Raw genomic sequence first — 26,338 nt, 5'->3', positions numbered from 1 at the left:
GAGATCGAAATCCGAGCTAAAATTGCGGAAATGCGCACGGTTTCTTCCCCACCCGATGACGCCATTGCCCTCTCATGGGCGCATCCTGTCGTGCGCACATGGTTTTTACGCCGCTTTGGTTCCCCGACCGAACCTCAGAAGCAGGGCTGGCCAGAGATTTCGATTGGCCGTCCTACGCTTATTTCAGCGCCGACAGGTTCCGGCAAAACGCTTGCTGCCTTTCTGATTGCCATCGATGGATTGCTACGCCAGGCGATTGACGGAAGCTTACGCGATGAGACGGAGATTGTTTATGTCTCTCCGCTGAAGGCGCTGTCGAACGACGTTCAGAAAAACCTGGAAGAGCCCTTACGCGAAATTCAACAGCTAGCGCTGAGCATGGGCTTTCTCTGCCCTGAGATTCGAACCGGAGTACGCACGGGCGATACGCTTCCGGCTGAGCGCCGGGCAATGTTGAAGCGGCCTCCGCATATCCTGGTTACCACTCCGGAATCGTTATACATCCTGCTTACGGCAGAAAAGAGCCGGCAGAATCTTCGGCGAGTGCGAACCCTCATCGTCGATGAAATTCACGCAATCGCAGATGACAAGCGCGGATCGCATCTGTCACTGACAATGGAGCGCCTCGATGCGCTGGTTTGTGGCGAAAATCATCTTGTGCCCGGCGAGATGGTGGACGTTTTGGGGCGGGCTCCTCTACGCATCGGACTCTCTGCCACACAGAACCCTATTGAAGTTGTCGCTGAGTTTCTTACTGGAAGAGCTGCCGAAGAAGTAGCAATTGTGCAGGTCGGGCAAAAGCGACAGCTTGATCTTGCTGTAGAGATTCCAAACGATGAGCTGAATTCCGTAGCCAGCAACAGCATCTGGGACTCGATTTACGATCGCCTGGCTGAGCTTGCGCAGCAGCATCGTTCGACGCTCGTCTTCGTGAATACTCGCGCCAAGGCTGAACGATTGGCCTTTCAAGTCGGCGAACGCATAGGCCACGAGCATGTTGCTGCCCATCACGGCAGCTTGTCGCGGAAGCTTCGTCTGGAAGCTGAGCGCAAATTGAAAGCCGGTGAGATCCGATTGTTAGTCGCTACGGCATCGCTGGAGTTGGGAATCGATATCGGTCATGTTGATCTTGTTTGTCAGATCAACTCTCCCCGGGCGATCTCCGCAGCAATGCAGCGTGTAGGGCGTGCCGGACACTGGCGGGGAGCAATACCGAAAGGACGTTTCTTTGCAACTACTCGCGACGACCTAGCCGAATGCGCTGCTCTGGTTCGCGCCATGAAGTCGGGAGAATTGGATCGGTTGGAGATTCCTCCGGCACCGCTCGATGTTTTGATGCAACAGATCGTGGCAGCCTGCTCGGCGGAGCCGTGGGAAGAGGATGCGCTATTTGCGCTGGTTCGGCGTGCATATCCTTATCGTGAGTTGTCGCGTCAGGAATTCGATGAATTGTTGGTTTTGCTCTCCGAGGGAATTGAATCCAGCCGTGGGCGTTATGGTGCGTATTTGTTGCGGGATCGTGTCCATGGAGTAATTCAGGCACGACGTGGTGCGCGTACCACAGCGGTTTCGAACGGAGGTACGATTCCGGAAACGGCGCTCTTCTCCGTCATTGCGCAGCCGGAAGGAATTCAGATCGCAACGCTGGATGAAGATTTCGCAATAGACTCCAGCGTCGGCGATGTCATTCTCCTTGGGAACACAAGCTGGAGAATTGTCGGGATCGAGGGTGTTGGCCGTGTATTTGTAGAGGATGCTCATGGGCAACCTCCAACAGTACCTTTCTGGCGTGGTGAAGCACCAGGGCGGACCATTGAGCTTTCGCGTTTTGTCACCGAGTTACGCGAAGAGATACATCGTCGTGTAACCAGTGCTCTTCCCGGATATATCAGCCAAGCCGATCCCGAAGTTGCCGCAACCGTTGCGTGGCTGAAAGAAGAATGCTGTGTTTGCGATTCCGGAGCCGAGCAGCTGATTGGCTACATCGTTGCGGGCCGTGCAGTGCTGGGCATCGTGCCAACAATGAATACCATCGTGGCGGAGAGATTCTTCGATGAGGGCGGTGGTATGCAGCTTATCTTGCATGCTCCGTTCGGTGGCCGCATCAACAAAGCGTGGGGACTTGCTCTCCGTAAGCGATTCTGTCGAGGATTCAATTTCGAATTACAGGCTGCAGCTACGGAAAATGGGCTGAATATATCCCTCGCAGAGCAACATAGTTTTCCTCTCTCGGATGTCTTTCAATTCCTCACCCAGGAAACTGTAACTTCTCTGTTGGAGCAGGCGGCGCTGGCATCGCCGATCTTCAAGGCTCGTTGGCGCTGGGATGCCGGTCGAGCCCTGCAATTATTGCGCATGCAGCGCGGTAAACGAATTCATCCGCAAATACAGCGCACACGTGCGGAAGATCTGTTGGCAAGTGTCTTTCCACAGGCTGCTGCCTGCTTTGAAAATATCGAAGGCGACATCGTTATTCCCACTCACCCCCTGGTTCGCGAGGTGATGAAAGATGTTCTCTCCGAGGCGATGGACTTAAGGGGACTGCAAGAGGTTCTCTCGGGAATTCGTTCGGGCGAGATTCGGTGCGTTGCTGTCGATACGGCAACACCTTCGGTCTTTGCTCATGAGTTGATCAATGCAAACCGCTTCAATTTTCTCGATGATGCTCCGCTGGAGGAACGCCGTGCTCGTGCTGTTTCCATGCGCGGGGTGTTGCCGGATCACCTGCTTGGAGAGGCTGGAAGGCTGGATGCAAATGCGATTGCTCAAGTTCGGGAAGAGTGTGCTCCCGATCTTCGTGACGAGCACGAATTCCATGATTTGCTTTGTTCTCTAGTCTTGTTGCCGGTTGAATCGGCGCAAGAGCACAAGCATCGGGATTGGCCTCTGTTCTTTGAGCGTTTGGACAAGAGCGGACGCGCTACGGTTGCCGGTCATGCTCAACGCCAGTTCTTTGTTGCTGCCGAATGCATTGAGCCCATTCGTGTACTTTGGCCGGAAGTTACCTTTGCCCGCGAGCTTTCTTTAAATACGCCATCTGCCGAGATGAATCGCACAGCGGTTATCCGACGAGCGGTTCAGGGCTGGATGAATATTCTTGGTCCCGTAACAGCCTCACAACTTTCATCTGCACTTGGTATTTCTGCGCGCGATGTTTTTCAGGCCATGCTGGAAATGGAAATGGCTGGACTCATCCTCCGTGGAGTCTTTGAAGGCCATACAAAACCCGGAACTCCGGTTGTCGATGAGGATATCGAGTGGTGTGAGCGTCATATCCTGCAGCGAATCCATCGTCGAACGTTACAGACTTTGCGTAAGCAGATTGAGCCCGTTGCTCCGGCACATTTCATGCGCTGGCTCTTGCACTGGCAGCACCTTGCTCCCCAATCTCAGCTGAGTGGAGATCAGGGCCTGCTGGAGGCAATACGCCAGTTGGAAGGTTTCGAGGCTCCTGCCATTGAGTGGGAGCGTACGCTTCTGCCTCAGCGGGTTGCCGGCTACGATCCACGTTGGCTGGATACGCTTTGTCTGATGGGAGTAATTGGATGGGGGCGTCTATCGCCGCATCCAGCCTTCGATTCGATCGAGAGTGGAGGACCAAGGCGTGTTGTCCCCACTGGTGTTGCCCCGATTACATTCTTCTTGCGTGAAGAGGCGCAATGGATGGATTTGTGCCTGAAAGAGAGACATATACCTGAAGCCACGCTCTCTGCTTGTCTGAGCCCCTTAGCCCTCCAATTGCGCAACTGTCTGCAGCGGCAAGGGGCCATCTTCGCCGCAGATTTAATGCGGCAGTGCGGTGGAACGAAAGAAGAAACACAGCGCGCACTTTGGGAGTTGGTTGCAGCGGGCTTGGTCACGGCGGATGGTTATGACAGCTTACGCATGCTGATCGATCCCCGCCGCAAAGCAGTCTTCCAATCTCCTTCCCGCATGCGGGCAGCAACACGCCCCAGAGATACTACCGGAAGGTGGTCGCTCCTTTCTGCATCGGAGAATGGAAACTTGAGTCCGGTACAAGAAGTTGAAAAATTGGAGAAGCAACTCGAATCTGCTTGTCGCATGTTGCTGACCCGTTATGGAGTGATTGTGCGGGACGTGCAGGAACGAGAGACTGTAATCCCTCGGTGGCGGGAGCTGGTTGGTATCTTCCGGAGGCTGGAAGCACGTGGAGAGATTCGCGGTGGCCGCTTTGTTTCCGGATTTGGAGGGGAGCAGTTTGCCTTGCCGGAGGCTGTGGATTCTTTGCGAGCGCTTTCTCGCGAAGCGGTGGATCATGAAGATACTGTTCAAGTTGCGGCTGCCGATCCGATGAATCTTGCGGGCATTCTTGTGCCTGGAGAACGGGTTGCGGCGATTCCCGGACGGAAGATTGAGTTTGTGAATGGGATGGTGGAGATTCCCGAATCAGGCAAGGCCGAAGGAATTCATCTCGTTCCTAATCCTTCCCCCGCTCAGCTTTCTCTGTCAGAATCGAGCAATGACGGAGCAATCTCTCTATAATCCCCAAGATCAACCCCAAGGACAGACATCCCTAGTTCTCGGAGAGGACTACGTGATGGAAGGATCGAATGTTGTTTTTACTGCTGCGTATCACCTAAAGCGTGGATACTGCTGTGGCAGCGGTTGCCGGAATTGTCCGTATCGTAATGATTCTGAGCGGTGAGGCCCGAGGTCTGTCTGACCTCAGGCCACCAGGAAGATCTACGCTTTGGCTGCAATAGCTTCTATCTGTTTCAAATGATTATTGTCGTGGCCTGCGATGGTTTGCAGAATCGATTGCATCGTCAAGCTACCGCGTTCAGGATGAGTTGTCGGACGAGACAGATCCTCAGGCTTGAGTGCTTTTACAAAAGCCAGATTCCATGCGCGTAGGGCAGTGAAAGCTTCTAGTGCATGTTGTGCACTGTAGCTGCTATACGGTGCTGCCCATTTCTCCTGATTGAAGGGCTGAATGAGCGGATTGTCTTCAGATAGCGTTTGTCTCAACCGAAAACCAAAGGCTATTTCGCAATCGGCCAGATGGCAGAGAATCTGCTTTGTTGACCATTTACCTGGTGCAGGGCTGTGCTCTACTTCTTCTTGTCCAAGCTGCTCCACAAGCTTACGCAGCTTTCCGGGTGTCTCCCTCATTACTGCAGCGGCGTCCTTGTCTCCTAAGTAAGAAGCATATGGGTTTGTCATAGCCGGAATTGTATCGGGTGCGGGGCGAGAAGACTATAGGCAGAAGAGCCAGGTAGAACGCAGGCATTTCGATCTTGGGTTGGCACAACCACGTGCGTAATTTTACAGTTGCAGTACCGGGGAAGAGGATGCCACAGATTGTCTTCGAGATATCAAGAAGTTGTTCTATTCCGTCTTCAATCGAAAATACGGGATACGCTGTTTTATTTCTGCCGTAGATAACGAATCAGAGCGCGTTGTGACTGCGTTTGAAAGTGATTCCGCAGCTGAACAATGCCTATTCTCCTAAACGCTCTTTCGTCGTCGATAAGTACGTATGCACAACCACTGCGTTTTTCTATCGCCATTTTAGGGACGATCGAGATTCCCATGTTGGCAGAGACCATGGCGAGGATGGTCGAGAAATGTCCGCTTTCAAAAACGATGTTGGGTCGAAGATGCGCTCGACGGCAGGCGGCAATCGTAGTCTCTCGGAAACAGTGTCCATCTTTGAGAAGCAAGAATGGATATCCTTCTATCTCCTGCAAGGTGATTGAGTCTCTTTTCGCCAAGGGATGACGATCGGAAAGGACTGCATAAAGCGGTTCGCGGTGAATCTCGTGTGCAACCAGTTCCTCTCCTCCTGCGATGGGCAGAGCAACGAGTGCTAAGTCGATCTTTCCTTCGTGAAGGTGGGTTAAGAGAATAGCTGTAATCTCTTCAACCACTCTGATGTGAATGCTTGGATATTGCTTTGTAAATTTCTCCAGACGTGAGGGTAAAAAATAAGGTGTGATAGTGGGGATAGCTCCGAGAACAAGCGATCCACGCCTTCCTCCTGCGAGCTCCTGGATTTCGCATTTAGCGTCCGTGAGTTCGCGAAGGATTCGTTGGGCTCTCGGAAGAAAGGCTTCACCGAATTGGGTCAGGCGTGCTTTGCGTCCCAGGCGGTCAAATAGCTTTGCTCCTAGTTCGTCTTCCAATTTCAAAATCTGCTGTGACAGAGAAGGCTGCGCAACGTGTTCTTGTTCTGCAGCTCGAGTGAAATTCGCGGTACCGGCAACAGCGCAAAAGTAGCGTAATTGGTGGATTTCCATGATAGGTGCATCCTATGGATGAGCTAGATGCTATTGCAGATTCCTATTATCTGCCAAATCCCCATTCTTGCCTATAGCTCCTATAGCTTGAAAGTCTTAGACCATCTTAGGCCGGACAGGATATTGTGCGAAAGCGTCCTTGAACTCTGTCCGTAGTTAGCTTCCTTACCACCTTTTACCGCTAGATCGCCGAGGATTGGCGTGGAGGAGAGACGATGTTAGCAATTCGAAAAACGGTGACAGTAGCAGGCATACTGGCAGCCAGCCTTTGCGGGATTTCCGTTATGCCCGCGCAGGATACTGGCGGTAGCCAATTGCCTCCCGCACGTGGGTCATCCAGTTACATACCGGTGAACGAGCAGGAGTTTCATTCGGTGATGAGCAAGATGAGCGCTGAAAAGATGACGATTATGCAGCGCCAGCAGAACTTGCTAAATGAGCGTTACGATCTTGGTAATCAGCCTGTCTCCAATGCAACGATGAGCAAAGGAAAGGCGATTCAGGGCGGCGTTCGCGTGAAACTTACGTCTGGAGTCACCTGGCAACAATTGGCGGGAATGGCTCCGGAACAAGTCCGCGACAAAGGGGTGTTTCCGAAGGGTTTTCTTCCTCTACCGCATCCGAATCATCCCGAAGGGGGTATGCTCTTTCCCCATTTCCATATTGAAGAGATCAAAACGCAAGAAGGACGCGACCTCACCCGTTTTGATCTGGACTTCGACTTGCCTGACCTGTTCCTTCCCGAATTCCCCGCGCCAATTTACCTGACGACACGCCCCGATCTCGGTGATGTATCTCAGGGCAAGCTGGTGACCAATCAGAATTATTACGAACTCTTCAATGGCATATTGAATCCGAAACAGCTCGAAGGTTTGCGTCTGCTCGTGACGCCTTTCCCTCAACAGCAATTTAACCTCACGGCAGATCGCCGTTCGGCCAAGCCTAGTCTTGGAGTTACCTGTTTCGATTGCCACGCAAATGGGCATACTAACGGCGCTACGCATCTGGTCGGCGATATTCGTCCCCAAGAGTTTCGGCACAGAATCGAGACGCCAACTTTGCGTGGAGTCAATATCGAGCGGCTCTTCGGTTCTCAACGAGCGCTCAAGACGGTAGAAGACTTCACGGAGTTCGAACAGCGGGCGGCTTACTTCGATGGCGATCCAGTTATCGCCACCAAGAAAGGCGTCAATGTCCTTGAAAGAGGAAGTCAAGTACACTTCATGGCAGAGTTCGAAGAGTTACTCGATTTTCCGCCGGCCCCAAAACTGAATATTCTTGGCAAGCTGGATCCTGCTAAGGCTACTCCTCAAGAGCTTCGGGGACAGGAGATCTTTTTCGGAAAAGGACAATGTTCCACTTGCCATCAACCGCCTTATTACACAGATAACCTGATGCATAACTTGCGGACGGAGAGATTCTACAAACAGCAGATGGTGAATGGCATGATCGCTGCCGGAGATGGTCCGATCAAGACCTTCCCGCTACGTGGAATCAAGGACTCTCCTCCTTATCTGCACGACGGAAGGTTATTAACTCTGGACGATACAGTCGAGTTCTTTAACCTGATTCTGGGAACCAAATTGACGGATCAGGAGAAGAAGGACTTGGTTGCATTTATGCTGACGCTCTAAGGCATATAAGAAGGGGGCATGACTGAATCATGCCCCCGAAGTTTCTGCAATCTCCGAGCTGGGATTGCAGGAAATCTTTGAACATAACCAGAATCGCCAAAAGCGAAATGGCGTTGGTCGTGTGTCAGGTCAGGACTTCAGTCCTAACGCAAGCCATTCTTCTAAGAGTGGCTTGATATTCTCGGTAACGAATGTCGTGGGAAATTGAGAAGGCCGAATAGGTGCAAGGTACTGTTTGAGAGTATCTTCGCTCGTGGAAGCAATGACCAAAACGCTCAAACAGGTTTAGGTTTAATGCCTTTGTTCTTCCCGTTGCATAGGTTACCGAAAATGTTTCTCCTCTCTCAACGGAGACTGTTTTCGGATGGCCTGAAGGCCATCCTTGACACAATACCGCACCAATGGTGGCAATGACCGAAATTGCTGTTATGCTTCGTCGTCCTTTGTTGATATCCCTTCACAAAAAAAATGTAGAAATTCAAGGGGGCATGATTTCGTCATGCCCCCGAAGTTTCTGCAGTCTGTAGAACTTTACTGATGCGGTGTATTTGTCAGAGAAGAAGATTGTGCGGCCGGTGCTGCTGGTTGTGACTGCTGCTGTGTTGCCCCCTCCCGCACAAGAAGCGCCATTCGTGGAAAGCTGAAGGTTCCACCGGCATCGTCGATTACATTTACCTGGCAGACATAGAGCCCGGGCTTCAGCTGCGCTAGCGGCACATCGAACTGAAAAGCGACAGCATCGCGGTTAGGAACATTGACCTGGTTGGCTTCTACCAGCGGTGTTTCGAAGACCTTCGTCGAGCCGGATAGAAATTCGATGTTGGTCAAAACCTTCACTGCATGCTTAGGTTCTTTGGCAGCCGTTGGTCCCTCGCCTGCCTTTGCAGCTGAAGGATTGTAGACCTCGTATAGGAAGAAGAGGTGCTGGTCCTGCCGGAAGACGTGGGAGATGTTTGGCACATATTCAAGTCCATCGCGAACCAGCAAATTATTGGTTGCCTTTTTCCCCGCGGGTGTACGCATCGAGGCAAGAACAACAGAACTCAACTTCATTGGAACTTTTTTGAGGTCGGGAACATTGATGTCGGTCTCGAACGAACCCACGTGTCCCGTCTCGTTCTCCCGAATCACGAATTTCAGATGATACTTGCCAATTGGAAGTGTGAAGCCGGTCGAGTACTGGATGTTCTTTCGCTGAACCTCCTGTGCTGCATCGAGGGCCAGCTTAACCGTCTCACGAGCATCGCCAATGATGCGGCCTTGTGCGTCCTTAACCTGACCGACGATATCCAGCGTGGCTTTCTCTCTGTCTCCTCCCTTTATGAACGGAATCTGCGAGCCTGGGACGATGATCGAGACCGGGACAAAGAAGCGGTTCTCGTCAACGCGGAAATACAGGGCCTGTAGATATACCGCGACATCGGTTGCCGGAAGATCGCTTGCGAGTTGCTCTTGAAGCTCACGCTCGCGGTCTTCCTTGTTGGAGTGCCTGAAGTCCGCCGGAGCGTAATAGCCTGGGCGGTATTCAATCTTTACATTCGGACGGTTTACCTTGATGGAAAGCTTGCGGAAACGGCCATCACGCAATGTGTTTGTCGAATGGAAGCCAATGGCGTAATAGGCTGAAGTATCGTCCTGAACCTTCTGGAAGGCGGGGCCAAAGTCATTGGAGTCGAAGAAGGCTTTTCCGCCCGTATCTGTAGAGAGAGTTGCAAGCGTCTCCTGCGAAGAGAAATTGGAGTCGAAGTTAGCTTGTACGCCTGATCCTGTGAAAGCCGAAGTTCCACGCAAACTACCCTTGGTTGCATCGCCTAGTGGCGCGATAGCTTGGAGTCCACGCGTATCGACACTGTAGATCGCGAGGTTTGCACGTACAGCGGAATTAATTGCCGAGCGCAAGGAGGCTTGATTTTCGATACCGTCCTTTGTCAGCCCTCCGGAGAAGTAGAGTAATGACTTCTTCTGATTGATCTTTTCTAACGAGCGAGCAAGAGTCTTTAGTGCGAAGAGCTCGCGATCGGTGTTGATATCGTTATATTCGCTCTCATCGGGCGTATAGCCTGAAGCATCTTCCGAGGTATTTGTGCCGGTTCCGTTATCGCCTTGTGCGAATCCCGATCCCTCCGAGCCTGTGTAGCGTGACACGGTATTCAATAAAGCTTTCTTATCGGCAGTAAAGTCTTGATCGACTGTGAGCGATGTTCCCAAGGAGGCGACAGCAACCAGATCTGCTGCTTGCATCTTCTTGTTGATGTAGTCCTTCGCGGCATCGACGGCCCGTTCCAGATCTTCGACCTGCATAGAGCTCAGATCGAAGAACATGAGAATCAAACGATGATTGCGAAGTTGTTCTTCGGTGGCCGCACCTACTTTGAGTCCCTGAAGGAGAGAGCTTTGGCCGCTGATCGTTGCCTCATTTAGCGGCTGCGCCTGATCAACGCTCTGGAAGTCAAAGCTTGAAATCGTTTGTTGCTTTCCGTTTTCGTAGATGGCGAAGTCGTTCTGAGTAAGTCCGCGGACAATCTCTCCTGTTTTTTTGTCTCGAACCACGACGTTGGTCAATACCAGATCGCTATTTACCTTCAGGACGAAATTCTGCCCTGTGTCCTGGTTGGCAGGTGTCTGATCGGATTGCTGTGCCGTCAGAGGCGCGATGCTTAGCGTCGTAATCGTGGCAATTGCGATTGCCTTGCGTGCTGCAGCAGAAATAGAAAAGAGAGCTGTTTCTTTCATCATCGTTAGCCTCTCTAGAAACGGTACCGAGCCGTGAAGTTGAATTTGCGCATATTGCCAACCGAGGTTACATAGCCGACGGTATTGGAATCGATGCTGGAGTCCACTCCTGTGTATTGCACCGTGTTGAAGACATTGGTTGCCGTCGCACGCACTTCAAAACTTCGCGTATCTCCGAGTTGTACGGTTTTGGAGAGTGACATGTCATTCGAAAGAGTGCCGGGGCCTGGGATGGAATTGCGAGAGGCATTTCCATATTTGTAGCCGGCGGCATTCGCTGGAACCGTCTTGGTGAAAGCTGACGTATTGAACCAATGGTTTAGCGATCCGCCTCCGGCAGTCAGGGACTGGCCCACAACCCGATTCGGCCTTTGACTGCCGGCTGTACCTTGAGCCACGTCTGAGACCGAAGCTGCATATCTAGGATTCAAGGGGGTACCGGTAGCGAAACCGAAGCTCCCAGTTACCAGGATGTTGCTAAAGACATGTGAGGCCCAGTTGCTGCTGTTCAGGAAGTACTTGTCAGGTCCGAAGGGAAGCTCGAACAGATAGTCTCCATTTACCTTGTGACGTTGATCGAAGCTGGAGTTTCCTTCTTCAGCGTCCAGGTCCTGCCAGTTTTGCGCGACCACCGTAGAGGTACCGCCGATTGATCCAGCATTATCGATGCTGTGAGAGTAGGTATAGGTGGCACCCATAGAGACTCCTTTTTGCATCCGTTTCCTCACGCGTACTGTGGCGGCGTTAAAGACGGAGAATCCCGGAGTGTCTTCATAGTTGAATAGAACTCCACTCAAGCCAATTCCATCGGGGGATCTTCCTGGTGCTGTGGTGACATCCAGGCGCGTTCCTTTCGCGCCGTTGTAGCCGACGTTTAGGACGATGCCTTTGGGGAGGGAGCGCTGTATGTCCACATTCCATACCTGCACATAGGGCAGCCTGTAATGCGGATTGACTGCGAAGTTCGGCTTGGAATTTTGGGCAGACGATGCCGGCGAGAATGGCTGTGCCAAAGTGAAGGAGGTTACTCCAGGAGTCGATGTATCCGCCTGGTTTGTCTGAACATTTGCAAATGGCGGTTGATAAACAATGGAACGGAGAATCGTCGAGTATTGACTATTCGTAAAATTGATTCCATATCCTCCACGAACCACGGTGTCCTTCATAGGACGAAAAGCGAAGCCGAATCGGGGAGAGAATCCCAAGCGGAAGGGATAGACCAGTGTGCGGGGATATTTGCCGTTATAGGTGCCGGTGGCGTTTGGGTACACGACATTGACGGCGGAAAAGGTAGAGTTCGGATCTAGAGCAGCCATGTGGTCATACTTTTCTGCATATGGGGAAAAGTACTCATAGCGTAAGCCGTAAATCATCGTGAGATTGGAACGCACGCGGTAATCATCCTGGAAGAAGAGATCCCAGGTGTTGGCTCGTGTGTAAGCTTTCTGCTGTGGTGCCTGAATCGTCGATTCCTGAGGTTGTCCTAACAGGAAGTCGGCGAAAGCCGATCCCGATGTCGCAGAAGAGCTTGTCTGTTTAGCCGCTTGTGGGTCTTGTGTTGCGTATCCGGTGAAGTACAAGGTGCCGGTTGCGTTGGAGCTGCTAAGCATATCCAGGTGAATCCGGCGGAAATCTCCGCCGAAGCGGAAGCTATGCTTACCATGCCGCCAGGAGCTGGATTCGGAGAAAGAGATTGTCTGTTGAACTCTGTAGCTAGGTTGTGTCTCACTCAATCCGGTGAACTGGCTCAGGATGACATTCGGTAATCCATAGTTGAGCGGGCTACTGCTGATGGGCTGACCGCTGTTATCACTAATGCGGAGTTTTGTGGAGATATCCTGACGATTGGTAAAGAAGTTCGTTGTTTGCCCGTTGTTACGGTTCCAACCCACGCTGATGTTGTTTGTCAGCTTTCCATATCCGATTACATATCCAACTTGAACGGAGTACCCATCGGAGAAGGTCTTTCCACCCAACTGCGGGAAGATATTTACATTGTCGCTGGCATTGTGGCTGTAATTGAAATTGACGTTTACGTTCTGACGCAAACCTTTCTGATTCGAAAACTGTGCCAGGAAAGCAGGCATGCGCTGACCGCCTCCGCTACTGCCGATGGTACGCATGTAGCGAGTGCCAATCATGACGCTGTTTGTCTGTTGGGTCTGCAGCAGATAGTAATTGCGCGTCGTAGTTGTTGCCACATTCGGCTCGGGAATGTAACTAAGTAACGCAAGAGCCTGATCGGAGAGCCGGTTCCGGGGAATCTGGTTCAGCTGTCCGTTATCGCCGACAAACTGTTGACCGGTTTTGGGGTCGTAAATCGTAATCGGTGCGCCACTCGTTGAAACCAGGCTGGAGAAGTCGCCACTCCGTTCCGCAAGGGTCGGCACGGTTGCGTATTGGTTCGCTACCTGGTTGGAACTACGCTGTCCGGAGAGAGTGAAGAAGATAGTATCTTTTGTGCTCGGCTTGGTCAGCTTCGGGATAAATGGTTCTCCCATGAAGGTCAGGCCGAAGTGATTGGAGTTGTATGGGGCTTGAGTTGCTTTTTGTCCATTGAGTGCAAAAGGCAAAGCATCCAGTGCGGAGTTACCCCCACTCCAGAAGAAAGCACCATGCGGCTGATCAGGCCGGAACTTGCGGAAGCTTCCCATCCGACCGCCACCGCCGGGCCCAGGTCCCATCATCATCATCATTCCGCCACCAGGACCTCCACCCGGTCCACCACGACCACCGTTCTGTCCGGGAATCTGAGAGAGTGCTTCCTGTTGCTGATGGTTTTCGAATTCTTCACGAATCTGTTCGCCGTTGATATTGGCGAAGGGGCTGGTATTGCCTGTCTGTCCGCTGATAGCTACCGAGTCGTTTGCAGCCATATCGGAATTTCCAGCCAACGTCGGTAGTTGTGCTCCGGCATTACTGCCCAAGCCATTTCCATTTGTGCTGCTTGCGTCGAAGGCTCCACTGAGCGCAGTGGCAAGGCTCAGGCTCTGTGCTCCGGTGCCGGAATACTGGCGTGAGGCGCGAGCTTCCTCTTGCGTCGTCTGCTGTTGTGCACGGGAAGCTAAGAGAATTTCGAAATCGACTGTCTGCTCATGGCTTGTGGCATTGAGGAGTGCTTCTTTCGTTGCAGAAGCAAATGCCGCCAATTCAGTCTTCAGAACATAACGTCCGTTCTGAGGAATGGTCATCTTGAAGGCACCGGAGATATCGGTGGTGGTGGCGTATTTCTTTCCTGTAAGCGTATTTGTCGCAGTAATGCTTACCCCAGGCATGGGAGTGGTGCCTGATTTTACGTGTCCTTGGATCGTTCCACCTTTAATCTCTGTGGCAGAAGTTGAAGCTGCAGTGCTTGGCGGTGCCGCAGGCTGATCTGCGGGCGCAGATTGTCCCGCAGACATCAGGCCAAATGGCGAAATGCAAGAGAGTACTGCAAGAAGGACAAGGCATTGTTGCTGGCGACGCACGAACTACTCCCTTATATCGAGTGATTTCGTAGTACTACGATTCCGATAAATAGCTGTTATTGAAAGGGATAACTATAGCTTTACTACTTATCCCCGATTCTCGGGGGAGATACAGCAGCGAGTTGCGACATGGCAATGGAAAGGGCGAAAGCCGCGCCCTTTCATGCAATGAATATCGTTATTGGGGAGGCTGGTGTTCCCCTGGAGGAGGCATCATGCCACCACCGCGCGGCCCCATATCCATGACATTCAACTCCGATACGGCGAAGGCCCCGTTCTTTTGTGCTCCTGTGGCGCGGATCATATCTCCTACCTTGACGTCGGCCATAGTGATGGAATCACGACGCTTTTTAAACGATGTGTTCTCATCCACGACGAGGGTGTAGGTGTTATTTTCGCGTCCGGTAATGGTGATCTTTGTCTCGTTAATTGCCGTTATCTTGCCGGATAGCCAGGTCTTGCCGTAGCTCGCTTCCATCTCTCGCATCTGGCGGGCCCGCTCCGGATCAATGGTCCCGACCATGAAGGCACCTACTGTTTTGGTGCTTTCATCTGTTTTTCCCATTGCGATAATCATGTCGCCGACTTTGAAATCGCTGGCTTGAGCAGGCTGGCGATCTTTCATGAAGCGAGTGTTACCGCTGATCATGACTTTGTAGAGCTGTCCGCTATCGGTTTTCAGGGTCAGGTGATCTGACGTAATCTCGGTCAGCGTGCCGAGAATTGGAGTGCCTCCTCCAAAACGCCCGCCCATACGTCCCGGACCTCCGGGGCCAGGGCCTTCTTGAGCGTGCAACCAGCCAGACAGCATCCCAGGTATGGCAAAGGCCGCAAGAAGACATACAGCCATAAGGGTCTTGCTCACGAGTTTCTTCATAGTTGCTCCCTTGCTTAGAAACGGTGTGCCGGGGCCGCCGATCCTCATCTGTAGTGTTGCTGAAGTTGAAGGATGGCGGGGCTCCGATCTGTCGTATAGACGTGACGATTTATGAGCGGGACGCAATTCGTGACAATTCGTTACAAAGTTCAGCGAATTTTTTGAAATAGATCCCAGATCGTGCAAGTGATGGAATTTGAGCCAGTTGGGGTACACTGCCTACGATGTCTACCCAATCACCTGCTGCCGTTCCCCTGCATGCCGAGAAGCATTTTGAATCCAGCGAGCTGGTTAGAGATGTTGTGATCGGCATGTCCGATGGTTTAACTGTCCCCTTCGCTCTTGCCGCTGGTTTGTCCGGAGCCGTTAATTCGACACATGTTGTTGTTCTGGCGGGATTAGCAGAGATAGCCGCCGGCTCGATTGCGATGGGTTTGGGCGGATACCTGGCCGCTCGCGGAGACGAAGAGCATTACGGGAATGAACGCCGGCGGGAAGAGCGGGAGATTGTCGAGCGCACCAAAGACGAGGAAGACGAGGTGTACGAGATCTTCGAGGCCTACGGTGTTACCCGATCCGAGAGCGAATCGGTGTTGCAGGCTCTCAAGCGCGATCCTCGGGCCTGGGTGGATTTCATGATGCGTTTTGAGCTGGGGTTGGAAGAGCCGGAGAAGAACCGTGCGGCCCAGAGTGCACTAACGATCGCTTTCTCTTATATTGCTGGCGGGTTTATCCCTCTGTTGCCTTATATGGTTCTATCTGACGGATTGAAAGCTCTGGGTGTCTCGGTGGGCATTACCTTAATGGCCCTGCTCGTCTTCGGTGGAGTGAAGGGGCGCATGACCGGAGCGGGAGCGGTGCGAAGTGGTTTGCAGACGATGTGTATAGGCGGATTGGCGGCAGGGGTTGCCTACGCTTTGGCAAGAATTTTTAGCCGCATCTAATAAATTCCTTGCGCTTCTAGACGTTTCTTTGACATCCCTTCCTTTGTGAGTATAGGTGTAGTCTTGTCGAGCGGTATTGGCTTCACCGCCTTCCGGGGAGGAAGGGAATAACAGGGAGGAACGTGCACCGATGGGTTCACTTGTAGCGCAGGATTCAACCACTACGAAGAGTTCTTTATCCGAGCAGTTTTGTAGCGTGCGGCAGCTGAGCGAAACGCTTTGCGAGCCGCTTTCTCCTGAAGACATGATGGTGCAATCCTGCCCTGAGGCCAGTCCGGCCAAATGGCATCTGGCGCACACCACCTGGTTTTTTGAAACCTTCCTTTTACGCGAGCGCCCGGGCTATCAGAATTTTCATCCCGATTTTTATTGGCTCTTTAACAGTTATTACAAATCCGTCTCCGATCATCCTGAGAAGAGGTTGCGTTCTTCGTTTTCCCGGCCTGCGCTTTCCGAGATCATGGAATATCGACGTCATGTGAATGCGGCGATTCTGGAACTGATTGAGGAGGGCATTGACGAGGAGGCCGAGCAGCGCATCGTTTTGGGCTTGAATCACGAACAGCAGCATCAGGAATTGTTGATCACGGATATAAAACACGCTCTCTGGACAAATCCCTTACGTCCCCTCTATGCCGAAGCTTCCGGATCGGAAAAAGAGACCGGAATGCCGGATCTCTCTTTTCTTGCCCACGGGGGTGGCATTACGGAAATTGGGTATGTCGGTGGTGCCTTCTGTTATGACAACGAGACACCTCGTCATCGAACTTTTATTGAGCCGTTCTCGATTGCCAATCGTCCTATTACTTGTGGGGAATACTTAGCTTTCATGGAAGACGGTGGCTACCGTTGTTCCGAGCTATGGCTTTCCGACGGATGGGATACCGTGCAACGTGAGGGGTGGTCTGCTCCTCTTTATTGGTTCCAGCGCGAAGGGGAGTGGTTTCTTTATACTCTCCGCGGTGTGGTTCCTGTAAAGAGCTTGCGCGACTCTCCAGTTTGCCATGTGAGCTATTACGAAGCAGATGCGTATGCGCACTGGGCAGGCCATAGACTTCCTTCGGAGGCCGAATGGGAAGCTGTAGCCGCTACATATCCAGTGCAGGGTAACCTGCTCGAGTCCGGCCGATTACATCCAGCGGCTGTGGCGTCTAATAATTTGTATCTGTACGGTGACGTATGGGAATGGACCTCGAGCGCATATCTGGGATATCCAGGATTTCGGCCATTACCTGGTGCATTAGGCGAATACAACGGAAAATTTATGTCCGGCACGATGGTGCTGCGTGGAGGATCGTGTGCGACTCCTGCCTCACATCTTCGCGCTAGCTATCGCAACTATTTTCATCCTGCCATTCGCTGGCAGTTTTCAGGAATTCGTTTAGCTAAGTTGTAACCGCAACCTCGAAAGGGAGCATCCCATATTCAAGATATGTCCTTGATATCAACTCAACCCAGCCTGCCGGAAGCTGTATACACTCCGCTCGGCTCTGAGGTGTATAGCGGCCTCACGTCGTTTCCCAAGAAGCTTAGTCCGTGGTTGTTCTACGACGAAGAGGGCTCGGAACTCTTCGAGAAGATCACGGAGCTTCCCGAGTATTACCTTACTCGTACTGAACGTGGCATCTTCGCTGCAAATTCGGAAGAGATTATTGCCACGGCATCCGAAAACAAAAAACTTACAATCATTGAGCTGGGAGCAGGAACGGCAACGAAAACAGGGCTTCTGTTAGCTGCTGCTGTTCGTACGCAGGGCAGCGTTCTCTATCAGCCAATCGATGTCTCCGCAAGCGCTCTAGAACTGGCCCAACGCCGCATCTCCGAGGAGATCCCCGGAGTAACGGTTCTGCCTCGTGTTGCCGACTATACCGAGGGACTTGAAGCAATCGATGAAGGCGATTGCCGGAAGTTGGTCCTCTACATAGGTTCCAGTATTGGAAACTTCGATCCTGACCATGCCCGGGTACTGCTGAAAGGTGTGCGCAGACAGTTGGCTGTGGGGGATGGCATCTTGCTGGGTGTGGATCTGGTGAAAGATCTGCGCCTGTTATTGGCCGCTTACAATGACACGTCGGGTGTAACGGCTGCCTTTAATAAAAACATTCTGACGCGCATCAATCGCGAGCTCAATGGTAACTTCAATCTCAAACGTTTTCGTCATCGGGCGATTTGGAATCGCGAGAAGTCACGAATTGAAATGCACCTGGAGAGCCTGGTTGCACAGCGGGTTTCTCTCTCCGCATTGGAGCTGGATATCGCTTTCGTCCGGGGTGAAACTATTCATACAGAAAACAGTTACAAATATACGCATGAGACGGTGATTCGCCTGTTGGCGAGTGCCGGGTTCCGGTTGCGTTCAGTCTGGAACGATCCACAGAATTGGTTCGGAGTTTTTCTGGCTACCGCAATCTAAACTTAAAATCTGAAGATAGGCCTCTCGATTCTTAGGCGTGAATCGGGAGGCCATTTCTTTTGGAACCTTTTCTGGTTTGGAGAGGAAGATTTCAGGCCGATTTGAGACGTGGCTGCGGAACAGAAGCATCTGCCTCAGCGGTTGAGCGAAAGCGCATTTGAGGGAATGCATCCGGGTAGTTGGCCTTAAGGAATTCAATCATTTTTTCCCGAACCAGACAGCGCAGGTCGAATTGATCACTCGAGTTGCGTGCGCTCACGAGACAGCGAATCTCCATGGTCTGTTCGCTGAGGTTTGTTACCTGTACGCTGTTGACTTCGTTATCCCATAGAGGCGTGGAGGTGAGTATGCGGGTGAGCTCCTGACGGATGGGTTCTACGGGGACGGAGTAGTCGACATATAGAAAAGCTGTTCCCAGCAAATCGGAACTCTGTCGCGTCCAGTTCTGAAAGGGTTTTTCAATGAAATAACTGAGAGGGACAACAAGGCGGCGTTTATCCCATATATTAACTATCACAAACGAAGTGGTGATCTCTTCGATCCTTCCCCACTCGCCTTCTACGATCACGACATCGTCGATGCGTATAGGTTCGCTGATTGCAATCTGGATTCCTGCGAGGACATTCGAAGCGGTGGATTTTGCAGCGGTTGCAAGTACCAGACTTGCCAATCCCGCAGAGGCCAGCAGTCCTGCTCCGTATTGCCAGATGCGCGATTCATGAAAGACGGAGAGAATCAAACCCAAGTCCACAATTGCAACAAGGCCCAAGGCCAATCGGCGCATGACTAGTGTCTGGGTCCTGACTCGTCTGGCTCTGAGGTTATCTGCCACGTCCATCTTGTAACGGGAAAGCAGCAGATCTTCCAGAATATAGACCGAAGTTGCCATCAACCAACCAAGTGCCAGAAACCACAAAACCCCCGTGACCTGATTTGCAAAATTTTCAATCTCGTGTGGCAAATTGACGAACTGAAGAACGGTGAAAACTGCAGAGACAATGATGATGGCACGTGCAGGAGCACGCAGCCGATTGAGGATGCGAAAGAGTGTTGTCTTCGGGACATCCTCTTTACCCTTTCGCACCTTTCTCAGAAGCCAAAATACAACTGCATGCAGAAAATAGGCGAAAAGAATTGCCAGGCATACCGATATAACGGCAATCCCTAAATCTTTTCCATGCTGGTGTACGGTGTTTAAGAAGAATGATTGCATCTCTTGGGCTCTCAGGCAGAGATGCATTGTGCTTGGCTAAGGATTGCCGTACGGAGTTTTTCCATCCAGAGTGGAGAAGTTATGCCTTCCTGTGCCAGTCTCCGCTTTTTCCACCGCTCTTCCGTTCCAGACGGACTTCACGAATGACCATGCCTTTATCTAATGCTTTGCACATGTCGTAGACAGTAAGAGCTGCTACGGAGGCTGCGGTGAGGGCTTCCATTTCGACACCGGTTCCTGCTGTTGTAGCAGCGGTGGCTTCGATGGCTACTCCCTCCTGCAAGATGCTGAGTTGAAGATCGACAAAAGTCAGCGCTAGCGGATGACACATAGGAATCAAGTCCGATGTTTTCTTTGCTGCCTGAATACCGGCAAAGCGTGCTACTTCCAGAGGGTTTCCCTTCGGATTACTAGGGAGTGCCGCGAGAGTTTCCGGAGACATGGCGACGAATGCGCTAGCAACCGCTTCCCGGCGTGTTGCTGTTTTGTTGCTGACATCGACCATGCGTGCCTGTCCCTGGTCGTCATAGTGAGAAAGCTTATTCATTGCATTGATCCTTTTTACGCCAGCAGTATTTTTACCGTTTCGCCTGCAAGAAGTTCTTTGCTATTCGGACGGATGACCAGATAGCAATTGGCATGTGCCATGGCAGCCATATCTCCGGAACCCTGCCAGGGAATTAATCGTACCGAGGGCGTTTTGAAATCGCAGACGGCAGGAAGAAAACGGGTAAGGCCTGTTTTTGTCGAGAGTGATTCAGCGAGTGTAGCCAGAGCAAAACGGGGAGAGCTGGCTTCCGCCCTCCCTAAAGCCTCAAGCACTGGTTGCACGAAGAGAGAAAAAGTAACCATCGTAGAGACTGGATTTCCTGGCAGTCCGAAGAAGGGAATTACCCGATCCTCCTTTAGTGCGACGGAGCCGAAGACAACGGGCTTGCCGGGTTGTATTCGTGCTCCGGTAAAGAAAAATTCGGCATTGTGTTCGGCAAGAATTTCTTCAACGAAGTCGTATTTCCCCGCAGAGACTCCTCCCGAAAGCAGCAGCAGATCGACGGAAGGAATCCCGGCAATGGCTTCTCGCAATGCTTCCCGATTGTCGTTCCCGATAGGCAGACGTATCGGTTCGCCGCCTGCAGCTTGAACCTGGGCTGCAAGTGAGTAACTGTTTGAGTTCCGTATTTGATAGGCGAGAGGCTGCTGGTCGATTTCAACCAACTCATCGCCTGTAGCCAGAATGGCTACTTTAGGCTTGGTATAGACGGAGATTTCGGAATAGCCGCAACTTGCTGCGGAGGCGATCTCTTTGGCACTCATTCTGGTGCCTGGGGCAAGAATTACCGACCCTGCTTTGGCCTCGGCGCCTTGTGTTACGACATTTTGTCCTGCAACGATCTCTTGGTTGGGAAGCAGGCTGATTGTAGAGCCTTCTTGCTGAACATGCTCCAGCATTACGACGCAATCGGCGCCATCCGAAACCGGCGCGCCGGTCATGATTTCGATAGCTTGGCCTTCCGATAGTGTCCCGTCCCAGGTTGTTCCGGCCCGCACCTGCCCTATTACCGAGAGCGCGGTATGCTTGTTTGCATCGGCAGCCTGGCAAGCAAAACCATCACGAGTCGAGCGAGGAAACGGCGGCTGATCGCGGTCAGCCAGAATGGGTTCGGCAAGGATTCGCCCAAGTGCCGAAGTTAGTTTTAGCCTTTCCTTTTGCCTGTCTCCCTGGCGAAGCTTTGCGCTGTGGCTGGCGATAACGGCAGCAGCCTGCTCATAATCCAATACCTGTTCCGCATTCATCACCAGCGATTCTAAGACCTTTTTCTGCAAGGCGCAGTTTCAAAGAGAGCAGGAGAAGAAATACCCCAAAGATTTGGCGTCGGCAAAAAGAAAAGCGCCATCCGAGCTGGCTCGGATGGCGCTTGCCTAACATTGCTGAGGTTGCTTACTTTTTCTTGCCAGCTTTGTAGTTGCTGGTTACCGTCGTGTTCATTTCCTTCATGATGGAAGTGATTTCCGGCGCGAACTGCCCGTTCGGCTGCAAGTCCAGATACTTCTGGTAAGCTTCGGCGCATCCCGGAGGTGCAACAATCTTTCCGGTCTTCGGGTCAACGCCAGCCTTGGTAATCAGAGCTTTGCCCTTCAGGTAGTAAGCGATTGCACGGTTTGGATCGGCAGCGGTTGCCTTGTCGGCGGCTGCAACTGTTTCATCGACCTTTCCGTTGCGGTCCATGATGATCGCTTCATTGGTGTAATACATGGCTGCGTTTGCAGGGGCGACCTTTGCCGCAGCATCGTACGCCGCAGCTGCATCGGCAACCTGGCCTTTTGCAGCATAAGCTTCACCTAGAGTGTTGTCGGCAGCAGCCTGAACGTCCGGATTGGGCTTCTTGGCGGCTGCATCGAGCTCAACAGCCTTTTTCAAAGTAGTGATGGCATCGTCGTACTTCTTGAGACCCATCTGCGCGGTGCCGAGTTCGACCCATAGAACGGAGGCATCCGGTTTTGCCTGGGTAGCCGCCTGCATTAGGGTTTCGGCTTCGGCAAAGTTCTTGGCCTTGTTTGCCTCACGAGCCTTTTTCAACTGCTCATTCAGATTCTTGATCTGATTGTTTTCCTTGTTGATTTCGGCGTTCTTCTTACGAATCTCCTCAGCCTGCTTGCGCTGCTCGGGAGTGAGGTTCTTCATGTATTCCGGACGGCTAAGGTCGAAGTCCTGGAGCGTGTCCCCGCCGGCGGTGATCTTTACATTCTGGAACTGATCGACGGACTTGTTTTCCGGACTGTAGAGGGTAACGAAATAAGTTCCTGGAGCGATGTTTTCGCCTTTGTAATCACCATTGTCGTCGACTTTGAAGGTGAACTTTACGTCCTTGCCTGCACCATCGGTACTGAGGTCGACTCTTCCACCCTTAATTGCGGCGTTGGTTGGGTCCTGTGCGTGACCGTGGATCTTACCGGTCTGGTTCTGTGCAAAAGCCGGAAGCACAGCAAGAAGCACCAGTGCTAGCCAGAATTTCGATTTCCGTATCATGATTTTCTCCTCGGAGCTTGGCGAGTTCGATCTCACACGCTCCTCATCAATCTGTACCCATTTCCAGCCATTCCCTACCGGCTGGGAAACCTTCAAACCTTTAGCGGGGAACGGCATAGCGAATCGGATCCGCAATTCCGGCTTCCGCAAACGCGCGTAGCCTCAACGCGCAGCTTTCGCATATCCCACACGCCGCCTCTTCGCCTGAGTAGCAGGACCACGTTACATGGAGGGGAGCGCCTAATTCAAGGCCTGTCGTGATGATCTCCTTCTTTCGCATATGGATGAGCGGAGTTATCACTTCGATGTCCCCATCGCGTGTTCCTGTTCGTATCAACTGCTGAAACGCCTCATAATACGCCGGTCGGCAGTCAGGATATCCCGAACTGTCCTGTTCTACCGCACCAATATAGATACGTTTTGCTCCTAGAACCTCTGCCCAGCTCACGGCTGCAGACAAAAAATGTGCATTCCGGAAGGGGACATAGGTGACTGGAATGGACGATCCTATGGCAGATTCTTCTTTCGGAGCGTCCGGGACGGCAATGGCGGGATCTGTCAGTGCCGATCCGCCAATCTCTCGGAAGAGATCGATCTTTAGCCGCAAGATCTTCTTATAGCCCAGGATATCGGCTACTTCCTTTGCGGACTGCCACTCTCTGGCTTCGGTTCTCTGCCCATAGCTGAAGTGCAGAGCGTAGGCTTCGCAGTCACGGGCTGCTATTGCAGCGGTGACGCAGGAATCCATACCCCCCGACAGGCACACAACTGCCTTTTGTTTCTTGTCTGTCACAATTCCATGCTATAGCCAACTGGATTTCCAGTCTTGTGCTGATAAACACACTTTTCTTCGTAATGTGACGGCCCCGGTACACTAGTTTCTAGAGACTTATGCAAAACATTCGCCCCGCAACCATTAAAGATGTCCCTTTGATTCTGGACCTTATCCGTGAATTGGCGATTTACGAGAAGGAACCAAATGCCGTAGAAGCTACGGAGGCGGATATTCTCCGCGATGGCTTCGGTCCAACCCCCTATTTTCATTGCCTGATCGGTGAAATTGATGGCAAAGCGGTTGGATTTGCCCTTTATTTCTTCAATTACTCCACCTGGAAGGGGCGTCCCGGGATATACGTGGAAGATCTTTTCGTTCGTCCTGAATGCCGGGGGCAAGGTTTGGGAAAGGCTCTTCTGGCCAAAGTAGCCTCGATTGCCATTGAAAAACAGTGCGGACGGCTGGAGTGGAGCGTGCTTGACTGGAATCAGCCGGCCATCGATTTCTATCTTTCACAAGGTGGAGGATTTATGGACGAATGGCGTATGGTGCGCCTCACTGGTGATTCCCTTTCCCGTATGGCGTCCTTTGCCGAGGTTTCTGCGAAATGACTGATGTTCCAAAGATTCGAGTTATAGGCGGCGGGCTTGCCGGTCCCGAGGCGGCCCTAACGGCGGCTCGCTTAGGCTGCTCTGTCGATCTCTATGAGATGCGCAGAGTGGTCGATGGAAAGCTACTCGGTACTCCTGCCCATCAAACTGCCGATTTTGGCGAACTGGTCTGCTCGAACTCCTTGAAGTCCGAGAGTCCGAATACCGCCCCGTGGCTCCTGAAGCAGGAGATGCGGCGCTACGGTTCGGTTTTGATGAAGATGGCCGATCAATCGGCCGTCCCAGCTGGGCATGCCCTTGCTGTAGACCGGGTGGAGTTTTCGCGATTAATTCAGGCCGCAATTGAGGCTGAGCCCAGGATCTGCATTCACCGGGAAGAGGTCACAAGCCTGGATCCGAACGATGCCATCACCATCATTGCCTCCGGGCCTCTGACTTCAAATCCGCTGGCCGAAGAGATAGCCAGGCTCACCGGAAGTGGTCAGCTGGCCTTCTATGACTCGATTTCTCCGATTGTCGAGACGGAGTCCATCGATATGGATCGGGTCTATATGGCGGCTCGTTGGGATAAGGGAACCGCCGATTACATCAACTGCCCATTTTCGCGGGAAGAGTACGATGCCTTCTACGATGCCCTGGTTACTGCCGAAGCGGCCGAGTCGAAAGAATGGGAGAAGCTTGACTACTTTGAAGGATGCCTGCCGATCGAAGAACTGGCGAGGCGGGGCCGCGACACCCTGAGGTTCGGTCCTATGAAGCCCGTCGGACTTCGTGATCCGCGTACGGGCAAAACTCCCTGGGCTGTGGTGCAACTTCGTTCGGAAAATCTCCGGGCCGATAGCTATAACCTCGTTGGATTTCAAAATCATTTGAAATATGGCGAACAGGCGCGTGTCTTCCGGATGATTCCGGGTCTGGAGAATGCCCGCTTCTTGCGCTATGGACAGATCCACCGCAACACGTACATCAATGCTCCGCAGCTTCTGACTCCGCTGCTTAGTTTGCGAGAGCACCCCGCCATCCTCTTTGCAGGGCAGATTTCCGGGGTTGAAGGCTATACGGAGTCCATTGCTACCGGCATGCTGGCCGGACATTATGCTGCGGCTTTAGCTCACGGAATTGAGGCAGTACCGGTTCCTCGCGAGACAGCTCTGGGGTCATTGGTTCACTACATCACCAATGCCGATCCGAAGCACTTCCAGCCTGCGAATACCACATTCGATTTGCTTGTTCCACTAGAAGAAGAGCTACGAAAGCGTGTTCGCGATAAGAAGGAGAGACATCGGATACAGTGCGAACGGGCACTGGAGGTATTTGACCAGTGGCATAAACAGGCGCAAGTTCTGGTTCCTGCGCAGTAGTTTGTTTTAGGAAGTCGATACGGCGCCTTCGGAGATGAAGGCGCCGTATCGACTTCCTAAAGTGTCCCGCCGCTGTTTCCCGAATCGTGGCTGATACTGATACCACCATTCGTGGTGACTGCGTGGATTGTCGGGCCGCCGCTGCCGATATCGGTATTCAGTTGATTCTTGATAGCGCCTGCCACCTTTATCGGGAAATCGATGTGGATACCGCCGTTGGTGGTGCCAGCCTCAAGATGCGCAGAGTATTGTTCAGGCAAAGTCATGCTGATGCCGCCGTTCGTGGTTTCAACATGGAGCCCTGAGCCCTGCCAGCGATCTCCATTAAGAGCCACGCTTACTCCGCCGTTTGTTGTCTCACCGCGCGCATCTCCAGCCACATCGGAAAGACTGATGCCACCGTTTGTCGTATTGAAACGGAGACGGCCATCGAGATGGGTAATTGCGATACCGCCATTCGTACTCTTGAGATCGACTGACAGCTTCTGTGGCACATGAAGCTTGTAATTAATGCCATAGCCCTTATTGCCTATATGGAAGCGTGGACCACGGTCACGAATTTCATCGCCAGAGGTCTCGATCTGAACCTGGTTGAGGATATTTTGCGCATCGGATTGGCTGCTGGCCCAAGCATGGATAGTGGCTTCGATCCGCACATCGTTGCGGTCTTCGCCGATTACCTCAATCCCTCCATTTTCACTGGAGGCTCCCAAATGCTGACCGCTCAGGCGAATGACGGAAGTCCTCTTCTGGCAAACGCGCTCCGAATGGCCCCAGCCTGAGTGGGAGTTACCTCCTTCCTTATCGCACTCTGCAGTGTCCCAGTTACTGTTTTGCGATGCCGGAATACCAATTCCAGCCTGTGTTTTCTGCCATACACCGGCAAAGACAATCACGGTCAAAACAACTAGAAATAGTGCAAGGCGGCGCATCTTGAAGGCTCCTTGATCGTGAATACGCAAGCCTGCCCGTGCCGGTTCCATCTTTTTCTTTCAAACGGTAATTGCAACAAATCCCATAGC

19 protein-coding genes are annotated in these 26,338 nt (G+C 52.3%); 8 read left to right on the top strand and 11 right to left on the bottom strand.

What is annotated here, in order from left to right:
- Positions 1-30: 30 nt before the first annotated feature.
- Positions 31-4,503: a DEAD/DEAH box helicase gene (locus AC6I7T_RS12840; RefSeq protein WP_497793856.1), complete on the top strand. Its 4,473-nt coding sequence runs from the start codon at positions 31-33 to the stop codon at positions 4,501-4,503.
- Positions 4,385-4,666, top strand: coding sequence for a C1orf53 family protein (locus tag AC6I7T_RS12835; protein ID WP_497793855.1), 282 nt, complete (start codon positions 4,385-4,387; stop codon positions 4,664-4,666). The genes AC6I7T_RS12840 and AC6I7T_RS12835 overlap by 119 nt, the downstream gene beginning before the upstream one ends.
- A 38-nt stretch (positions 4,667-4,704) precedes the next feature.
- Here the strand turns inward: AC6I7T_RS12835 and AC6I7T_RS12830 are convergent, their stop codons facing one another.
- Entirely contained in the window at positions 4,705-5,184 is a 480-nt protein-coding gene (locus AC6I7T_RS12830; protein ID WP_497793854.1) for a DinB family protein, read from the bottom strand.
- Positions 5,185-5,387: 203 nt separating this feature from the next.
- A complete protein-coding gene (locus AC6I7T_RS12825; RefSeq protein ID WP_497793853.1) occupies positions 5,388-6,260 on the bottom strand; it encodes a LysR family transcriptional regulator in 873 nt (290 codons plus the stop codon).
- 215 nt (positions 6,261-6,475) lie between these two features.
- On the opposite strand from AC6I7T_RS12825, the gene AC6I7T_RS12820 reads away from it, so the two are divergent.
- Positions 6,476-7,894, top strand: coding sequence for a hypothetical protein (locus tag AC6I7T_RS12820; protein WP_497793852.1), 1,419 nt, complete (start codon positions 6,476-6,478; stop codon positions 7,892-7,894).
- A gap of 531 nt (positions 7,895-8,425) precedes the next feature.
- Here the strand turns inward: AC6I7T_RS12820 and AC6I7T_RS12815 are convergent.
- The 3 genes from AC6I7T_RS12815 to AC6I7T_RS12805 form a co-directional block, all read right to left on the bottom strand.
- Positions 8,426-10,630, bottom strand: coding sequence for a VWA domain-containing protein (locus AC6I7T_RS12815; protein ID WP_497793851.1), 2,205 nt, complete (start codon positions 10,628-10,630; stop codon positions 8,426-8,428).
- 11 nt (positions 10,631-10,641) lie between these two features.
- Positions 10,642-14,094, bottom strand: a complete 3,453-nt coding sequence (locus tag AC6I7T_RS12810) for a TonB-dependent receptor (protein ID WP_497793850.1) — start codon at positions 14,092-14,094, stop codon at positions 10,642-10,644.
- 178 nt (positions 14,095-14,272) lie between these two features.
- The gene (locus AC6I7T_RS12805; protein WP_497793849.1) at positions 14,273-14,971 is read right to left on the bottom strand and encodes a DUF5666 domain-containing protein; all 699 of its coding nucleotides are present in this window, start codon (positions 14,969-14,971) and stop codon (positions 14,273-14,275) included.
- A 224-nt stretch (positions 14,972-15,195) separates the two neighbouring features.
- On the opposite strand from AC6I7T_RS12805, the gene AC6I7T_RS12800 reads away from it, so the two are divergent.
- From AC6I7T_RS12800 to egtD, 3 genes are all read left to right on the top strand, one after another.
- Positions 15,196-15,915: a VIT1/CCC1 transporter family protein gene (locus AC6I7T_RS12800; protein WP_497793848.1), complete on the top strand. Its 720-nt coding sequence runs from the start codon at positions 15,196-15,198 to the stop codon at positions 15,913-15,915.
- A gap of 130 nt (positions 15,916-16,045) precedes the next feature.
- Entirely contained in the window at positions 16,046-17,311 is a 1,266-nt protein-coding gene (gene egtB / locus AC6I7T_RS12795) for an ergothioneine biosynthesis protein EgtB (protein ID WP_497793847.1), read from the top strand.
- Between the two features lie 36 nt (positions 17,312-17,347).
- Complete coding sequence (egtD, locus tag AC6I7T_RS12790; RefSeq protein ID WP_497793846.1) at positions 17,348-18,328, top strand: L-histidine N(alpha)-methyltransferase; 981 nt, start codon at positions 17,348-17,350, stop codon at positions 18,326-18,328.
- A 91-nt stretch (positions 18,329-18,419) separates the two neighbouring features.
- On the opposite strand, the gene AC6I7T_RS12785 is transcribed toward egtD, so the two are convergent.
- The 5 genes from AC6I7T_RS12785 to queC form a co-directional block, all read right to left on the bottom strand.
- Positions 18,420-19,541 carry a mechanosensitive ion channel family protein gene (locus AC6I7T_RS12785; RefSeq protein WP_497793844.1) on the bottom strand — a complete coding sequence of 374 codons (1,122 nt, stop codon included), beginning with the start codon at positions 19,539-19,541 and terminating at the stop codon, positions 18,420-18,422.
- Between the two features lie 79 nt (positions 19,542-19,620).
- Entirely contained in the window at positions 19,621-20,088 is a 468-nt protein-coding gene (gene moaC, locus AC6I7T_RS12780; RefSeq protein ID WP_497793843.1) for a cyclic pyranopterin monophosphate synthase MoaC, read from the bottom strand.
- Positions 20,089-20,102: 14 nt separating this feature from the next.
- Entirely contained in the window at positions 20,103-21,365 is a 1,263-nt protein-coding gene (locus AC6I7T_RS12775; protein WP_497793842.1) for a molybdopterin molybdotransferase MoeA, read from the bottom strand.
- A gap of 115 nt (positions 21,366-21,480) precedes the next feature.
- Positions 21,481-22,569: a tetratricopeptide repeat protein gene (locus tag AC6I7T_RS12770; RefSeq protein ID WP_497793840.1), complete on the bottom strand. Its 1,089-nt coding sequence runs from the start codon at positions 22,567-22,569 to the stop codon at positions 21,481-21,483.
- 100 nt (positions 22,570-22,669) lie between these two features.
- Complete coding sequence (queC, locus tag AC6I7T_RS12765) at positions 22,670-23,362, bottom strand: 7-cyano-7-deazaguanine synthase QueC (RefSeq protein WP_497793839.1); 693 nt, start codon at positions 23,360-23,362, stop codon at positions 22,670-22,672.
- A gap of 98 nt (positions 23,363-23,460) precedes the next feature.
- On the opposite strand from queC, the gene AC6I7T_RS12760 reads away from it, so the two are divergent.
- Both AC6I7T_RS12760 and trmFO read left to right on the top strand, forming a co-directional pair.
- Positions 23,461-23,955 (top strand): GNAT family N-acetyltransferase, encoded by a 495-nt coding sequence (locus tag AC6I7T_RS12760; RefSeq protein ID WP_497793837.1) that lies wholly within the window; start codon positions 23,461-23,463, stop codon positions 23,953-23,955.
- Positions 23,952-25,316, top strand: coding sequence for a methylenetetrahydrofolate--tRNA-(uracil(54)-C(5))-methyltransferase (FADH(2)-oxidizing) TrmFO (gene trmFO / locus AC6I7T_RS12755; protein WP_497793836.1), 1,365 nt, complete (start codon positions 23,952-23,954; stop codon positions 25,314-25,316). The genes AC6I7T_RS12760 and trmFO overlap by 4 nt, the downstream gene beginning before the upstream one ends.
- Positions 25,317-25,372: 56 nt before the next feature.
- Here the strand turns inward: trmFO and AC6I7T_RS12750 are convergent, their stop codons facing one another.
- On the bottom strand, positions 25,373-26,299 hold the full coding sequence (locus AC6I7T_RS12750; protein ID WP_497793834.1) for a DUF4097 family beta strand repeat-containing protein: 927 nt from the start codon (positions 26,297-26,299) through the stop codon (positions 25,373-25,375).
- Positions 26,300-26,338: the final 39 nt, after the last annotated feature.

This window comes from Humiphilus diazotrophicus (assembly GCF_059726315.1).
This window is presented reverse-complemented; position numbering and strand designations above follow the sequence as displayed.

What these genes read in the sequence shown, in the direction of transcription:
- AC6I7T_RS12840 (WP_497793856.1), top strand. Translation starts at nt 31, where the DNA reads ATGCGCACGGTTTCTTCCCCACCCGATGACGCCATTGCCCTCTCATGG.
- AC6I7T_RS12835 (WP_497793855.1), top strand. Translation starts at nt 4,385, where the DNA reads ATGGGATGGTGGAGATTCCCGAATCAGGCAAGGCCGAAGGAATTCATC.
- AC6I7T_RS12830 (WP_497793854.1), bottom strand. Translation starts at nt 5,184, where the DNA reads ATGACAAACCCATATGCTTCTTACTTAGGAGACAAGGACGCCGCTGCA.
- AC6I7T_RS12825 (WP_497793853.1), bottom strand. Translation starts at nt 6,260, where the DNA reads ATGGAAATCCACCAATTACGCTACTTTTGCGCTGTTGCCGGTACCGCG.
- AC6I7T_RS12820 (WP_497793852.1), top strand. Translation starts at nt 6,476, where the DNA reads ATGTTAGCAATTCGAAAAACGGTGACAGTAGCAGGCATACTGGCAGCC.
- AC6I7T_RS12815 (WP_497793851.1), bottom strand. Translation starts at nt 10,630, where the DNA reads ATGATGAAAGAAACAGCTCTCTTTTCTATTTCTGCTGCAGCACGCAAG.
- AC6I7T_RS12805 (WP_497793849.1), bottom strand. Translation starts at nt 14,971, where the DNA reads ATGAAGAAACTCGTGAGCAAGACCCTTATGGCTGTATGTCTTCTTGCG.
- AC6I7T_RS12800 (WP_497793848.1), top strand. Translation starts at nt 15,196, where the DNA reads ATGTCTACCCAATCACCTGCTGCCGTTCCCCTGCATGCCGAGAAGCAT.
- egtB (WP_497793847.1), top strand. Translation starts at nt 16,046, where the DNA reads ATGGGTTCACTTGTAGCGCAGGATTCAACCACTACGAAGAGTTCTTTA.
- egtD (WP_497793846.1), top strand. Translation starts at nt 17,348, where the DNA reads ATGTCCTTGATATCAACTCAACCCAGCCTGCCGGAAGCTGTATACACT.
- AC6I7T_RS12785 (WP_497793844.1), bottom strand. Translation starts at nt 19,541, where the DNA reads ATGCAATCATTCTTCTTAAACACCGTACACCAGCATGGAAAAGATTTA.
- moaC (WP_497793843.1), bottom strand. Translation starts at nt 20,088, where the DNA reads ATGAATAAGCTTTCTCACTATGACGACCAGGGACAGGCACGCATGGTC.
- AC6I7T_RS12770 (WP_497793840.1), bottom strand. Translation starts at nt 22,569, where the DNA reads ATGATACGGAAATCGAAATTCTGGCTAGCACTGGTGCTTCTTGCTGTG.
- AC6I7T_RS12760 (WP_497793837.1), top strand. Translation starts at nt 23,461, where the DNA reads ATGCAAAACATTCGCCCCGCAACCATTAAAGATGTCCCTTTGATTCTG.
- trmFO (WP_497793836.1), top strand. Translation starts at nt 23,952, where the DNA reads ATGACTGATGTTCCAAAGATTCGAGTTATAGGCGGCGGGCTTGCCGGT.
- AC6I7T_RS12750 (WP_497793834.1), bottom strand. Translation starts at nt 26,299, where the DNA reads ATGGAACCGGCACGGGCAGGCTTGCGTATTCACGATCAAGGAGCCTTC.